This window comes from Paenibacillus tritici (assembly GCF_018207515.1).
GTDB classification, from domain to species: Bacteria; Bacillota; Bacilli; order Paenibacillales; family Paenibacillaceae; genus Paenibacillus_AQ; species Paenibacillus_AQ tritici.
Genome location: NZ_CP073365.1, coordinates 475,531 through 490,776, shown reverse-complemented (window position 1 = coordinate 490,776; position 15,246 = coordinate 475,531). Strand labels below are relative to the sequence as shown.

General features: G+C 53.9%; 12 protein-coding genes and 1 riboswitch. Of the genes, 2 read left to right on the top strand and 10 right to left on the bottom strand.

The features are described 5' to 3' along the window. Window positions 1-428: 428 nt before the first annotated feature. Both KDC22_RS02205 and KDC22_RS02200 read right to left on the bottom strand, forming a co-directional pair. Complete coding sequence (locus tag KDC22_RS02205) at window positions 429-2,423, bottom strand: methyl-accepting chemotaxis protein (protein ID WP_211721937.1); 1,995 nt, start codon at window positions 2,421-2,423, stop codon at window positions 429-431. A gap of 215 nt (window positions 2,424-2,638) precedes the next feature. Continuing rightward, the gene (locus KDC22_RS02200) at window positions 2,639-4,960 is read right to left on the bottom strand and encodes a heavy metal translocating P-type ATPase (RefSeq protein WP_211721936.1); all 2,322 of its coding nucleotides are present in this window, start codon (window positions 4,958-4,960) and stop codon (window positions 2,639-2,641) included. A gap of 367 nt (window positions 4,961-5,327) precedes the next feature. Here KDC22_RS02200 and KDC22_RS02195 point away from each other — a divergent pair, with 367 nt between their 5' ends. Next, the gene (locus KDC22_RS02195) at window positions 5,328-6,305 is read left to right on the top strand and encodes a cation diffusion facilitator family transporter (RefSeq protein ID WP_211721935.1); all 978 of its coding nucleotides are present in this window, start codon (window positions 5,328-5,330) and stop codon (window positions 6,303-6,305) included. A gap of 320 nt (window positions 6,306-6,625) precedes the next feature. Here the strand turns inward: KDC22_RS02195 and KDC22_RS02190 are convergent, their stop codons facing one another. From KDC22_RS02190 to KDC22_RS02155, 8 genes are all read right to left on the bottom strand, one after another. Continuing rightward, the gene (locus KDC22_RS02190) at window positions 6,626-6,991 is read right to left on the bottom strand and encodes an ArsR/SmtB family transcription factor (protein WP_173134898.1); all 366 of its coding nucleotides are present in this window, start codon (window positions 6,989-6,991) and stop codon (window positions 6,626-6,628) included. Between the two features lie 113 nt (window positions 6,992-7,104). Continuing rightward, a complete protein-coding gene (locus KDC22_RS02185) occupies window positions 7,105-7,842 on the bottom strand; it encodes an ABC transporter permease (protein ID WP_211721934.1) in 738 nt (245 codons plus the stop codon). A 1-nt stretch (window position 7,843) separates the two neighbouring features. Then, window positions 7,844-8,560, bottom strand: a complete 717-nt coding sequence (locus KDC22_RS02180; RefSeq protein WP_173134905.1) for an ABC transporter permease — start codon at window positions 8,558-8,560, stop codon at window positions 7,844-7,846. Further along, the gene (locus KDC22_RS02175; protein ID WP_211721933.1) at window positions 8,557-9,468 is read right to left on the bottom strand and encodes an ABC transporter ATP-binding protein; all 912 of its coding nucleotides are present in this window, start codon (window positions 9,466-9,468) and stop codon (window positions 8,557-8,559) included. Before KDC22_RS02175 ends, KDC22_RS02180 begins: the two co-directional genes overlap by 4 nt. A 79-nt stretch (window positions 9,469-9,547) precedes the next feature. Continuing rightward, a complete protein-coding gene (locus KDC22_RS02170) occupies window positions 9,548-10,969 on the bottom strand; it encodes a sensor histidine kinase (RefSeq protein WP_211721932.1) in 1,422 nt (473 codons plus the stop codon). Next, entirely contained in the window at window positions 10,966-11,640 is a 675-nt protein-coding gene (locus KDC22_RS02165) for a response regulator transcription factor (protein ID WP_173134916.1), read from the bottom strand. The genes KDC22_RS02170 and KDC22_RS02165 overlap by 4 nt, the downstream gene beginning before the upstream one ends. A gap of 22 nt (window positions 11,641-11,662) precedes the next feature. Next, window positions 11,663-12,703, bottom strand: coding sequence for an EAL domain-containing protein (locus tag KDC22_RS02160; protein WP_211721931.1), 1,041 nt, complete (start codon window positions 12,701-12,703; stop codon window positions 11,663-11,665). A 172-nt stretch (window positions 12,704-12,875) separates the two neighbouring features. After that, on the bottom strand, window positions 12,876-13,322 hold the full coding sequence (locus tag KDC22_RS02155; protein ID WP_173134922.1) for a pyridoxamine 5'-phosphate oxidase family protein: 447 nt from the start codon (window positions 13,320-13,322) through the stop codon (window positions 12,876-12,878). Between the two features lie 278 nt (window positions 13,323-13,600). Between KDC22_RS02155 and KDC22_RS02150 the strand changes: the two genes are divergently transcribed. Beyond that, window positions 13,601-15,052: a hypothetical protein gene (locus KDC22_RS02150; protein WP_211721930.1), complete on the top strand. Its 1,452-nt coding sequence runs from the start codon at window positions 13,601-13,603 to the stop codon at window positions 15,050-15,052. A 72-nt stretch (window positions 15,053-15,124) separates the two neighbouring features. Beyond that, window positions 15,125-15,235: riboswitch (TPP riboswitch) on the top strand. Window positions 15,236-15,246: the final 11 nt, after the last annotated feature.

Genomic DNA, 15,246 nt, shown 5'->3' with positions numbered 1-15,246 from the left:
CCAATCGCTGTGGTCTCCAGATTTTTTTCATTCCCCTTAGCGGTGAAAATCCGGAGACCAAGGCGACCGCTATCGCTTTTACGCGGGTCGTTCCGTTCTCTCCGCTGTTTAAGCGGGAAAAGTTTCTTCACATCTTTCTAAAATCACAAAAGAAACCGTCCTTTGGTAAAATGGAGTTACCACACAACCATTTCAAAGGAGAGGTTTCTTTTGTACATTCAATAGTCCATGGACCCACTTTGCTTGCCAATAGATCTGGAAGAAGATATCCCCGAAATATAAGAAGCACTCAGCAGTCACCGGATTTCACCCGCGAAGAGCGGTTTAAATCAAGAAATCTGGTGGCGGTCTGCGGCCGGAAGTCCAAATGTTCACCGTAGTGACGGCTTAGCTTCAGGTACAAATCTTATGTGCATCTTATATAAAACTTATTGAAATTTCTCGATCTCGCCGCGCAATTCGCTCATCATCTGATTGAGCGATGCGGCTGAGGTTACGACTCTGCCCATCAGATTCCGCTGCTCTGTTGAAGCCTCGGCCACCATCTCGGCACTTTCGGCAGAATCTCTGGCAATGATCAGCATGTCGGAGAGGGAGGCTGTAATCTCCTCGGTTCCGGCCGACATTTGCTCATTCACGGCAGAGACATCCTGAATCTGAACCGACACCTCACGGATGGAAGAGCGGATATGATCGAAGGATGTGCCCACATTTTGCATTTTGCCCATACCGTCACCGATTTCAGCAATGCTCTTCTCCATGGAGACCTCAGCAGCCCTGGTGGATTCCTGAATCTGGCGGATTAATTCCACAATGTTCACAATCGCGCTGTTCGTGCGCTCCGCCAGCTTCTTGACTTCATTCGCTACCACGCCGAAGCCGCGACCGTGCTCGCCTGCTCTGGCTGCTTCAATAGAAGCGTTAAGGGATAACAGTCCGGTCTGATTGGAAATTTCCGAGATTACATCAATGATCTGTCCGATCTGCTCAGACTGCCCGCTCAGGTTGCGGATCAGAGCTGAGGTCTCCTCTGCCGCCCCGCTGATTACGGTCATCTGCTTCAGTGTGGATTGAATCTCCACATATCCGTGCTCCACCTCGGTACTGACACTCTCCGCCTGGTCGGACACATTGACGGAGGATTCCGCAATTCTCTGCAGGCCGATCGCCATCTCTTCCGTAGCTCTTGCCGCCTGCTCCGAGCCTTTGAACTGCTCACCCATTCCCTGGGCTACGTCCTGGACCACCAGCTCTATCTCTGCCGACGTATTCGAGGTCAGACTGGCGTTATTCAGCACCTCTTCCGCAGAGACAGCTACCTTGCTTACTGTGGCATCAATTTTGCTGACAATGCCGGACAAGGATTCGATCATATCATTAATACTCTGGCTCATCAGGCCGATTTCATCACCTGAACGCACCGTAACCCGTTCACTGAGATGGCCCTCCGCCACTCTTTTCATCACCCCGGAGATCGCCACAATCGGCTTCACAATCAGCCGGGTCAGCGTTAACGCTACGGCAATGACCGCCAGGATGATGATGATAATGAACAGTGTGGATATGCGCTGGGCTGAGCTTACCTTGGCAACAATCTCGCTTTTGGGAACAGTGATCAGCAGCTTCCAGTCTGTACCGGGAACCGTACGATAATAAGTAATGACCTGTTTGCCGTCCTCACCCTTGTAGGCTTCCGAACCGGCTTCATTGCCGAGAATATGCTTAATCGCTTGCTTCAGCTCCGGGGTCTGCGCGTAATCCGCGATGTTCTTGCCGATCCGCTCCGTATCCGAATAAGCATAATAATCGCCCTGGCCCGAAATCACATATCCATAGCCGGTATCGGCCACATGAATATTCTTGCTCATCTCCATCAGAATGTCGGGTGTCACCGAGAAGGCAATGCCGCCGGCGAACTTCTTATCCTTATCCACTGCCGGAACAAATACCGGAATGATAAACTTATCGAGCTGCTTCAAAAAAGACATCTCCGCCACTTCCGGCGCCAGACTCTCCTTGGCCTTCAGGAAGTATGCCGATTTGCCAACGTCAGCCGTAAGTTTGAGGGCATTGGCTAGTACCCCGTCCTTGTTAATTACACTGTAACCCTCTGATTGTTTGTCACTTTCCTCCAGCACCTTGATCACAGGAAATATAGTGTCCGGCCGGGAGGTGTCGAATTCAGGATGCTGCGCAACCAGCTCCTGAACCGCCGAAGTTTTGGTATTCAGCCACTCCACGATCCGGGAGGTATTCATCTCCAGAATGTTCTGTGCGAGCTCCTCGCTGTCGTCTCTGGTCACACCCCCGAAATACTGCATGAAAAAAATCGTTGCTCCGAGCAGAGGTACAATGGCAATGGCCAAAATAACCAGCGACCATTTGCTTTGCAGGGATAACGACTTTCCATTCTTTGCATTCATTTTCAATTTTGTCCACACACTTGCCTCATTCACCGCAAAATCCCCCCAGATACCCGTTGTAATCTTCCATATGCTGTAAATATATATTTAATATATCGGCATAAATAGACAAAAAACATAATACATCCAATAAAAAATAAGCCTTAAGACCCAATATCTAGGATCATTAAGACTTATTTTTCATAATTATTTCATAATCAATTCCTGTACAATCGTTATCCCGATTTCGGAAGCTGTAAAGCGCGCATACTGTTCAGCACAGCAAGTACCGTTACCCCGACATCCGAGAATACAGCCTCCCACATGGTTGCAATGCCGAATGCCCCCAGCAGCAGGAAGATGGCTTTGACTCCCAGCGCAAAAGCAATGTTCTGCCACACAATCGTCCGCGTACGCTTGGCGATCCCTATAGCAGCGGCAATCTTGGAAGGCTCATCCGTCATAATGACAATATCCGCCGCTTCGATCGCCGCATCCGAGCCAAGCCCGCCCATGGCAATCCCGACATCCGCTCTGGCCAGCACCGGGGTATCATTAATTCCGTCACCGACAAAAATAATCTTCTCCCGCGGCCCCTTCTCCCGCTCCAGCCGTTCAATCGCTGCGACCTTATCGCCGGGCAGCAGCTCGGCATGGATCTCCTGAATCCCCAGCTGTCTGCCGACAGACTCGGCCACGGGAGCCGCATCCCCGGTCAACATGACGGTCTTGCGGATGCCCAGCGAGTTCAGGTTCTGAATGGCCTTCTGCGCATCCTCTTTCACTTCATCCGCGATGACAAGGTATCCTGCATAACGTTTATCCACGGCAACATGGACAATCGTCCCATACTGCTCCGGAGTCCGGCTGGCAATCCCTTCACGCTCCATCAGCCGCGCATTCCCGGCCAGAACGGCCTTCCCCTCCACCGTAACAGCGATACCGTGTCCGGATATTTCGTTATAGTCAGCAATAGCCTCACCAGGGATCGCTTCTCCGTAGGCGGCACGGATGGATTCGGCAATCGGGTGGCTGGAATGACTCTCAGCGTAAGCCGCTATACGCAGCAGCTCCTGCTCCGTGAAGCCTTCCGCCGGAACATTGCCGGTCACGGTGAATTGCCCTTTGGTCAAGGTTCCCGTCTTATCGAACACAACGATCTTCACATCATTTAGCGCTTCAAGGTAATTACTGCCCTTCACCAGAATTCCGTTCCGGGAGGCGGCTCCGATTCCCCCGAAGAACCCGAGCGGGATCGACACAACCAGCGCACAAGGACAAGAGATAACCAGGAAGACCAGCGCACGGTAGATCCAATCTGAGAACGTAGCTCCGCTCAATACCAGCGGTGGAACCACTGCCAGCAGCAGCGCCGTTATGACCACTACCGGAGTATAGGCACGGGCGAATTTGGTAATGAAGTTCTCTGTCTTGGCTTTGTTATTGGTGGCATTCTGCACCAGCTCCAGAATCTGCGAGACGGCCGACTCGCCGAAATCCTTGGTCACCTCAATAGTAATCACACCATTACGGTTAATGAATCCGCTCAGCACCTGGCTTCCCGGCTGAGTGGAACGGGGAACCGATTCTCCGGTCAGTGCCGAGGTATCCATCATCGCGCTGCCTTCAAGAATAATCCCGTCCAGCGGAACCTTCTCGCCCGGCTTCACCACGATGCTGTCTCCTACTGTAACCTCTTCCGGGGAGACCTTCCGCAGGTTATTGCCTTCCTTCAGATAAGCGAACTCCGGCCGGATATCCATCAGTGCTGTAATCGAACGGCGTGAACGGTTCACCGCCATACCCTGGAACAGCTCACCCACCTGATAAAAGAGCATAACCGCGACGCCTTCCGGATATTCACCGATGGCAAAGGCACCGATGGTCGCCAGCGCCATCAGGAAATTCTCATCAAACACCTGGCCCCGGACGATATTCCGGACCGCTGCCAAGACTACCTCACCGCCTACGATCAGATAGGCTGCAAGGAAAATCAGCAGCTCGGTGATTCCACTGACCGGCAGGAACATCCCGGCCGCCGCCAGAACCGCGCCGCCCCCCAGCCGGAGCAGGATGCGGCGCGTATCGCCTTCCCCATGCTCATGACTATGCCCGTGTCCCTCTGAATCCTCGCGGCTATGATTATGCTCAGCCGCAGCATGAGAATGCCCATGTCCAGCTTCGCGGGAGTGTTCATGCCCATGCCCGTGCGCTTCCCCGTGGGAATGAATATGGCCCTGTCCTTGTACAGCTACTCGCCCCGCTGCGGCTGTGCCGCCTGCAGACAGCGGCTTCTTGACCGCCCGCGAACCGCCACCAACCTCCCGCAGCTTCACATGCGGCTCAAGCTTAGTCACCGTCTGCGAAGCCTGCTCGGCTATTTCATCCGCAACCGTGGCCGCGGTCTCCAGTGTCATAGTCTTCGTAGCGAAGTTGACGGAGCAGGAGGACACGCCCTCGATCTTCTTGACCTTATTCTCAATCTTCATCGCGCAATTCGCGCAGTCCAGCCCGTCAAGGACCCACTTCCGCTTTACACTGCCTTCTGCCGTACTCAAATGACTCATCTCCCTTGAATAAACCTATATATGAGTATTTGTTCATATGTTAACTTACACCTATTATATTCCCCTGAATCATACAGTGTCAATGCATCCTGCCCATAGTTTGCGGCTATTTCTTTATTCGTTTCTTCCGTTTTTATAGAAGAAAACAGAGGAAAACGAGGCTGTAGAGAAAAACAAGTCTATAGAGGGAGACGAGGCAGGGCGAGAAATATCTTACGGCTTATTGCGGAGCTTGTGGTATGACAGGTTAAACCTTTTGGAAAAATAGTTGATGAAATGCTTGTAATTTGTTTGCGGCCGTCATAATATTAACATATGAGCAACTATTCATATGTTAACGGAAAAGAGGTCTTTCCTAATGAACAACTCTAAACATTCCAAACAGCACTCGCACTCACATTCTGGCTCACATTCACACTCTGGCCCGCACTCTCACTCTGGCCCGCATTCCCATTCACATTCCCATGCGCCCGACAACAAGAAGGGTCTGCTGATCGCCTTAATCATCACCGGCGGCATTATGTTCCTTGAATTCTTCGGCGGCCTTGTCACCGGCAGTCTGGCCCTACTGTCCGACTCGGGCCATATGCTGAGTGATACAGCGTCACTGGCCCTGAGTCTCGTCGCAATGATTATGGCCGTGAAGCCGCCGTCCGCGAAGAATTCCTTCGGCTTTTACAGATTCGAGATTATGGCTGCCTTGTTCAACGGGGTGACGCTGTTTGTTATCGCCGGCTTTATTATGTGGGAAGCCTTCCAGCGCTTCTCCTCGCCTCCCGCTGTAGCCAGTGGAACAATGATGCTGATCGCCGCAGTGGGGCTGCTGGCTAATCTCGTCAGTGCCTGGTCACTGATGCGCCAAAGCGGGGCCAAAGACAACATCAATATCAAGAGTGCCTATCTGCATATTATGGGCGATGCCCTCGGCTCTGTCGGCGCCCTGATTGCCGGTCTGATCATGAACCTGTTCTCCTGGTATGCCGCAGACCCGATTATCAGCGTACTGGTTGCATTGCTTATCCTGCGGAGCGCCTGGGGCGTCATCAAGCAGGCCTTCCATATTCTTATGGAAGGGACTCCGCTTAACGTCAATACCCGTGATGTGCAGCAGGCGCTGCTGGGTATCGAAGGGGTCAGCGATGTGCATGACCTGCATATCTGGACCATTACCTCCGGGCTGGATGCACTCAGCGGCCATCTGCTGATCAGGGATAATGCGAATCATGAACAGGTGCTGCAGGAAGCGCTCAGAGTGGTGGAAGAGAATTTCGGCATCCGGCACACGACGCTGCAAATCGAAGGCTCCTCCTTGAAGCATGGAGAGCTTCCCGTTTGATCGGAGCAGGGGCACAGATGTTGTACCAATTGCAATTTTGCTCCATGGCTACCTGTGTAACCGGAGGATTGTTGCATGAAACACAAGAATAATCCCGCCGGGCTGCCTGGACGAGTGAGATTCCTGCTTTTAGTGCAACAATTCTCAATTCGGGCTGTTATCGTATGGGGATTGTTGCAATTTGTGCAGGATTGTTGAGGTAAGTGACGACGAAGCTTCAAGTTCAAAACGTAAGTGTGTCTTATATACAACAAATAAGGGAAAGTCCCAAGCCGCCCATTCACGGCTGCCGGACCTTCCCTTCTTCATTTCGGGATCATCTATTCATGACGGATATGCTCATGGGTCTGCAGGAAGATCTGCTCCACATGCGCATCGTTCAGCGAGTAATACACCGTCTTGCCTTCCTTGCGGCGCTTCACAATCCTTAGATTGCGCAGGTAGCGGAGCTGGTGGGACACTGCCGACTGCCCCATGTCCAGTATCGACGACAAGTCATGCACGCACAGCTCTTGCTGGGATAACGCATAGATGAGCCGAACTCTCGTCGGATCACCGAGCGCCTTGAACATCTCTGCCATCTTGTCCGTAGTTCCACGGTCCGGCAGAATCAATGCCATAGATTCCGGTTCCAGTTCGGAACCATTACAGGTGTTGTCGCATTCTTCAAGTGCCGCTGGCTCCATGCTTCCGCCTCCTCCATATGCTAATCCGGCTTCACCCGGCGCTTAATAGTATCTTCTACGATTAATTATAGAAAAAACTGCGCCCATTGTCCATGGAGAGAGAGCAAATCGCATTACACCGCCTTACGCCAAAAGAATAACAAGCCTCCTGCCAGGAAAAGCACCAGGCTCCCGGACACGACCATCATCAAGCTCTCCAAAGGCAGGTTGAAGGCGCCGAACCGCTCCTCCCCAAAGGGCGACATGGCCAGCATGGGCTGCACCCATGGATAATAAGGGCCGTAGGTGGAAGAATTGGCAATCAGCATATTCGGAATAGTGAAGCAGACATTCACGGCAAGCGGAGCGCCGAAGCTGCTCCAGCCCTGGGATACAGCCAATTGCAATGCAGCCAGCGGCAGACAGGCAAACCAGCCGCCGAACAGGCTGGTCAGCAGCAGCCCCCAGGGAATTCCCCCTTCTGCTCCACGGTACAATCCGATGCCCAGAACTCCTCCCAAGAACAGCAGTTGAACCGCAGCCAGGAGTACCATAATCATTACATATTTGGCGAAGTATACCGAAGTCCGTGTTACCGGCAGGGCCAGGAGCTGCTTCCATCCGCCGTCACTATGCTCATTGCGGCAGATTAAGGCTGCGAAGATTCCCGAGAGCACTGGAAGAAACAGCATTGCATGAACCGCTGACATCGTACTGAGCAGAACTTGCCATGTGATTACCTTATCCTCCTGCATGTCTGAAAGTGCACCAATCGGCAGGGAGATCAGCGGGCTGAGCAGAAGTAAGATCCAGACCCGGGACCCGGACATCTTCAGGCGCTCCGCAGAGATTATTCGTAGAAAAGTCCCCATATCAGTCCACATCCTTTCGCGCGAAATGCAGGGCTCCCGGCAGCAGCACAAGGAGTCCCAGCAGCAATCCTGCACCGCTGAACAACCAGGGGCGCTCTGCACTGAGGGCCAGGGTCGGCCAGGAGAGCGGCATCCACTCCGTAAGATACACGGCGAACATGCTGACCAGAGACAGCGTCATTCCCAGAGACACCGGAAGCGTCTGGTTCCGGTAGGACAGAGACAGCCACAGCTGCAAAGCAATGACCGGCATAGCCGCCGCATAAGCAGCGAAGCCTATCCGCAGCACATCAGCATAAGGTATCGGCTGATCGCCGAAGCCGAGCAGCAGCCCGAGAAGGACCGTCCCTGCCGACAGCAGCAGGCAAGACACGGCAAGCAGCAGCAGGCAGAGCAGCAGCTTCGCCATGAACACAGCGGTACGTGAGATGGGCAGCGCCAGAAGCTGCTTCCAGGAGCTTGTCTGATGCTCAACATTCGCAATCAGCGAGCAGATCAGCGTCCCGCCAAGGTACAGGGCAATCGGTACGAAGGGGATTATATTATCAATCAGGCCCCCCCACCAATCCGCCTGGTACTGTGCCCTCAGATAATCATAGCGGAGACCGAAATTCAGTCCCTGCATGGCGATCAGGCCAACCGGGCCCAGGAAGGCCAGGAACCAGATGCCCTTGCCGCGGATCTTCAGCCAGTCGGCCGATAGTGCACGCCACATCATAGCGCGCCTCCCCCAACCACCTGCAGGAAGAATTCCTCCAGGGATTGCCTGTGCTCCTCTACCCTGTAGATGGCATGACCATCCTCGACCAGCTCTTTGACCAGGAGTGATACTCTGGCATCGCTCATCCGGGGCAGGATCAGCCGTCCTTCGTGCAGCTCCCCGCCGCATCCGCGCCGCACCGCAGTCATCAGTGCCGCTTCCGGCTCCGATACCGCCAGACTGAGATTACCTGCCGCCTGCTCCTGCAGATGGGCAATGGTATCCTGATAGACCATCTGCCCTTCGCGGATAATCCCGACCGTACCGGCCATTTGCTCTATTTCACTAAGCAGATGGCTGGATACCAGGACCGTTATTCCCTCTTCCCCCGGCAGCCGCTTAATCAGGGAGCGGATCTCCTGAATACCTGACGGGTCCAGCCCGTTGGTCGGCTCATCCAGAATCAGCAGCTCCGGGCTGCCCAGCAGGGCAGCGGCAATTCCCAGACGCTGCTTCATGCCCAGCGAGAAGCCCTTGACCGGCCGTTTCTCTTCGCCGGTAAGCGATACAATATCCAGCACCTCGGCAATCCGTGCCTTGGGCACATCCAGAATGCGGCGGATCGCCTCCAGGTTATCCAGCGCGCTCAGATGCCCGTAATACGACGGGGATTCCACCAGCGAGCCTACCTTGCGCAGTATCTGAAGCCTATTGCGGCGCAGCTCCTGGCCGAAGATTTCAATCCGGCCGGAGGTCGGCTTGATCAGACCGAGCAGCATACGGATGGTTGTGGTTTTGCCGGCGCCGTTCGGTCCCAGGAAGCCATAGATCTCCCCTTTGCCTATGTTCAGATTCAGTTCCTTCACGGCCGCGCGGCCGCGGTATTCCTTCAGAAGATTCTTAGTCTCTATCACTGTATCCTTCATTCTCTTCACCTCGGTAACAGCATAACGCCCCAAGGTTAAAAGCACGGAAGCAGCAAGTTTAAATTTTGTTTAAAAATGATCAGGCCGTCCGCTTCCAAATGACCACCTCGGTGCCCTGCCCGGTACTCTCCATGCTCCATTCCAGCTCCATCCGCTTAAGCAGCAGATCCACAATGGACAGGCCGAGCCCGGCTCCGGCGGAGTCGGAGCTCTTCTCCAGACCGCCGCCATGGTCCGAGATGATAATCACCCGGCTGCCGTCCCGGATTTCCGTAAATATCCCTACATACAGCCCGCTGCGTGCATGGCGCAGAATATTCTGGAACAGGTTATCCATCACCCGGCGGAACCAGCTGTCATCGACATCCCAGTAGAGCGGCGCACCTTCCAGGTCAATCTCAACCTCGAATCCTTCCTTCTCCCAGACCGGATACCAGGCAGCAGCGCTCTCCCGCAGCAGCCTCAGCACATCCCGCTGCTCCAGCTTCAGCAGGGTACGCCCGCTGCTAAGCAGATTATAGGACAGCAGGTTCTCAATCAGGATGCCCAGACCCTCTATCCGCTGATCCATCAGCTCAAGGGAGGACTGGCCGCGCGGCGACAGCGATTCCTTGCCCAGCACATGAAGGTGGCTGCGGATCACAGTTAGCGGAGTCCGCAGATCATGGGAGAGATCAGCCACGAGCCGCTTGCGCAGCGTTTCCTCTTCCGCCTCTCTGGCAAGGCTGGCCTTAAGCTCGGTGACCATGGTATTGAACGCCTCCTCCAGACGGCCAATCTCATCGGGCTTACCCGGCGGAACCACCTGCGGCAAGCCCTCGTGCCCGGTAAAGACCATAGCAGTCTGCAGCCGCAGCAGCCGTCTGCGGATCATGACGAAGAAGAGCCAGGAGCTGACGACGAAGACGATCAAGAATACCAGCATCATAATCGAATACCACTTATCCAGCCCCGGGGCATATCTCCCGTTCTTGATTTCTTCCGGAATCTGCATAACCATGAAGCCTTCTCCGGCTTCCGCCTGATCCCCTACAAAGGCAACAATCGCCAGCGGTTTAAGCGCTGTACTGTCCTTCATGAAGGAGACTGCCTCGGCAGCTCCCCAATAAGCAGGGATATCCCGGGCCGCCTGTCCGTCCAGCAGCAGCGGAGGACCCGAGGGCTCTGTAACCAGCTGTGTTCTGCCCTCGTGATCCACCCAGAATATTCTGGCATGGTGATAGGTTTCACTGAGTGTCCTGAGCCGCTGAGTGATGTCCTCAGGCGGCTGGTCCAGGAGCTTGCGGGCTTCCTCATGCCACATGATCTCCAGCTTATCGACACTGGAATACAGCGCATACTCCTTGGGAGGCGCTTCATGGGCGAGTCCGCCAAAGATGCTGTACAGCATAATAGTCAACGGCACAATAACGGGGATAAACAACAACGCGGCCACAAGAATAAGCAGATACCGGAAGAGCAGGGAACGGTGCAGAAGCTGGAACCGTCCTGCCCCCTTCATCCTCTCACCCGGTATCCGATTCCCCGGACCGTCTCAATGATCTCCGGCGCCGCCGGATCAAGCTCCAGCTTCTCGCGCAGATACCGGATATGTACCATCAGCGTCTTGTCGCCTTCCATATAACTCTCTCCCCAGACTGCTTCATAGATCTGCTCCTTGGTCAGAACCTGTCCAAGATGCCGCAGCAGGTATGAGAAGATCTGGAACTGCTTGCCGGTAAGCATAATCTCCCGCCCGCTTGCAGCTTCCATAACCACACTGCTGCCCGGCCGGACCACCAGATGCTTAAGCATCATGGGCGCAGGTGCAGCAGTGCCGCTTCTTCTTAACAGGACCTCCATTCTGGCTGCCAGCTCATCGGGATGAAACGGCTTGGTCAGATAATCATCGGCGAAATCCAGTCCCTGCAGCTTGTCATCAATGGAGGTGCGTGCCGAGAGCATCAGGATCGGCATGTCCGGATAGGCCCGCTTCAGCCGCTGACCGACGGTGAAGCCGTCCAGGCCTGGAAGCATCACATCCAGAATGGCCAGCTGGCAGCCCTCTGCGGCTTCAAGCGCCCCCTCCCCGCTCTCCAGCCAGCGGACAGCATATTCCCGTTCACGCAGATCTGCTGACACGGCATTGCCGATATCACGGTCATCTTCTACATACAGTACGGTTACGCTCACGCAGTTCACCGCCCCTTTCCCTTCATATCGCAGCAGTGAATCCGAAATGGCCCGGCGGCTTGTCCTCCGGCTTCCCGAACAGATACCCTTGCCCCAGATCCATGCCCAGATCGCGGCACACCAGGAACTCCTCGCGGCGTTCAATTCCCTCGGCCAGCAGCCTTGCACCGAAATCTCCGGCCCGGGAGACGATTTCACTGAGGACTCGCTGCTTATTCTCATCCTGATCACAGAAGCTGATCAGCTTGCGGTCAATCTTGACATAATCCGGCTGCAGGCTGGACATCAGCTCTAGCGTCGAATAACCCGCGCCGACATCGTCCAGCGCAACCCGCATCCCCTGCTGGCGGTATTCGGCGAAGATGGCGCGCAGATGCGGGATATCGCTTATTTTCTCAGTCTCCACGACTTCAAATACATAATCCTCCGGGTTCTGGTCCAGCCTGCGGATGGCCTCGAAGGTATGAGTCAGACAATACTTGGGATTATAAATAGAAGAGGGCAGGAAATTTATGAACCGCTTGATGCCCTTGGGCAGCAGTCTGGTGCTGGTCTCTATCGCCGATATTCTGGCGGCCCGGTCAAGAAAGGAATGGAAGCCTGTGCGCCGGGCGATCTCGAACAGTTCATACGGCTGAAAATAATGGCCCTGGGGCAGCGGACGCAGCAGAAATTCAAAGCCGACAATCTCTTCGCTGAAATTCACAATCGGCTGCATGTGGCTGCAGAAATCATGACCCCTGATGATAGAGATCAGGCTCTCATTCGAGAACCGGACCTTGAGCTGATCGAGAGTCAGCCACCGGTCCAGCGCAGCACGGGCGCCTCTGCCCGCGATGCACAAGGATAAGGATTGGGGCGTAGCCTCTTCCGCCTCCAGCCATTCTATAAGCTCCAGCACTTCTTCCTTGTGGTGGTATGGAATTAAGCAAGTCTCCCTTGCCTTGTATACTTCATACCCCGCATTCCTAATGGCCGCCGCCAGCGGATCAGTACAGGGGCGCAGCTTCAGCTCTCCTTCATCTTCTATCGGGCCGATGTCAGCGCAGTCAACACAGTTCATGGCAATCCCTCCGCCTCATGATGTCAAAAACCTGAGGCAATTATAGCATGATTCCTCCTGCGCGATCATCTGGGTAAGCAGCAGAAAGAGCCTCTCCTGAACCGAAAAGGCTCAGGGGAGGCCCACATGTAAGCTCTGCCGGCTATAATCATTGAACCGTTTATTTCCGCTGTTACTTGCCGGAGGAAGCGGCTGAGGCCGAAGCCTGCCATACGCCATGCTCTTGGTTCTTGCCCATATATTCGATCCGTGACGGGGACAGCTCAAGGATTACATAATCGGGATCATCCGGTCCCTTGAACCACTTCTCCAGCGACTCATTCCATACCTTGGCACGCAGGCCCTCATCCTTGGTCACGTCCACTGTAGCTTCAATCTCCAGCACATCCTTGCCGCCGCCCTGCTCGTAGCCCAGCAGCAGACAAGCATTAGGATTATCCTTCAGCTCCTCTACCTTATGGGTCTTACGATTGGTAGCGAGATAAATGGAAAGTCCGTCATGAAATACCGCCATATAGCGCACCTTAGGTTTATTGCCCGCTTCAACCGTCCCGAAGGACCCGAACTTGTTGTCATCCAGCGCCTGCATGATCTTCTTCTCCAGCTCTTTGTTATCCATTGACGTCTAATCTCCTTTCAAATTCATGTGAATATAAGTTTATATATTCACATCCGCAGTTTGGATTTATGATTAACCTGTGCCTAATATAGTGTACCCGTCCGGTTCGTTCTGAATCCCGGAACCTGTTCATAAATTCACCTATAAGGAGCTGCCCAGACCTCGGGGCTATTGGCCGCTTTTGCCGCCCTGTTATTCCTGTTAAGTGTGACCGCCTGGAGAATCGGGTAATATAGCTAACAAGATCCATATTCTGCGAATAAGGACGGAACCCCCACATGGTTGAACTGCATTCCGAACCCACCCTGCATACAGCGTTGCTGCAATTTATCTTTCCCTTCTCCATCAAGCCCGGACAGGATAAAGAGCTGATCGCAAGTCTGCAGAAGGAGGGGTTCACGCGTTTTTTTCTCGACAACAAGGAACTGGAGAATGCCTATTACGGAGAAGGCTACTGCGTGTCCCATGAGAAAATGGAGCGCAGCTATCTGCCGTTTGCCGCTCATGTGCTGTTTCCGCGTGAGAAGGACAGCGATTCCTTCCGCCGCTTTTCCCGGGTAAACGATCTGCCGTGCCGGCTGGAAATGCTCTTCGAGTCTGTGAATTTCCGGATTCTGTCCACCGATGTGTTCCTCTGTCCGTTTGAACTGGGCTTTCTGACCATAAGAGTGGCTATCGAGGAGAAAAACCTTCCCTTCAGCACTGTGCTGGAATTCGCTGACCGGTTCCGAACACTGGAGGATGTGTGTTATCAGGATAAACATGCCTTTATCCATTGCCAGGAGAAGTCCTTCGGCCGGGTGGAGGATTTCGTGTTCAAGAATCTCGTCTCCGGTCTGGAGCCGTTTCTCGACCCTGCGGAGATTGATGGCGCTTATTTCGAGACCCTGCCTTTTTTCGTGGATGAACGGATGCTGGTGCAGGCCTTCTATGGCTTCAACCGTGAGGAAGAGCTGGATGAGATAAGTGTAGAGCTGCGCTACCGCGCCTCCCAGCTGGATGGGCTGACTATAGACGGTAAGCCTTTTACCAGCGCGAGTGATCCTGAGTATATCGAGCAGTACACCCGGGATCATTGCTATAGCCGCTGGGGGCCGGACACCTATTATATGACGAACGAGCAGACCTTCTGCTGCCTGAGCCGGGCGAAGCCCGATATTGCCACGGAGCTGGTCAACCAGATGTACGGAGAGTATTATTATGGACTGCTGCTGAGTATTTTTCATAAAATCGTGCTGCTGAAGCTCGCCAATCTGCATTCCCGGCTGCGCATCAACCACGATTACGAAGAGATCGAGAATCTGATCTTTCTGATCAATAAATTTTCCGCCAAATTCTATTTTCTGGAGCTTATCTCGCAGTCGCAGGGGCGGGAGATTTTTTTCCAGCTGCGCAAGGTCTACGGCAATGATGCCCTGTTCGATGAAGTGAAGATGACCCTGAATGATCTGTTTCAGTATCAGGACAAATTCCAGGCCAAACGCCGGGATACCCTGCTCATGGTCCTGACTGTATTTACGGTAATCAGCGGGATTTACGGCATGAACCAGGTCATTGAGGATCTGAAAGGGAACATCGACTGGAGCAAAATGCTGGAGTACTCCGTGTTCGAATATCTCGCTCTGTTCCTGACCTTCTCTGGGATCGCAGTCAGTCTCGGCTTAACGCTGCGGGAGGCGCGGAATGGAATCCGCAGCCGCCGCAAAAGGCGGTACTATGATAAGGATTGAACAGACGGCTCTGGACAACCGCGAAGCCGCCGTCTATAATACACCGTAAGAACATAGCAATACCCGTGAACTTCATAGAACCAGGGGTGCTGGAATTGGCCGGCTGAGATTGTATCCCATAAGATACTGACCCTTATACCTGATCTGGATAATGCCAGCGTAGGAATCTCAATCAGCACTGTGCCATCATGGCC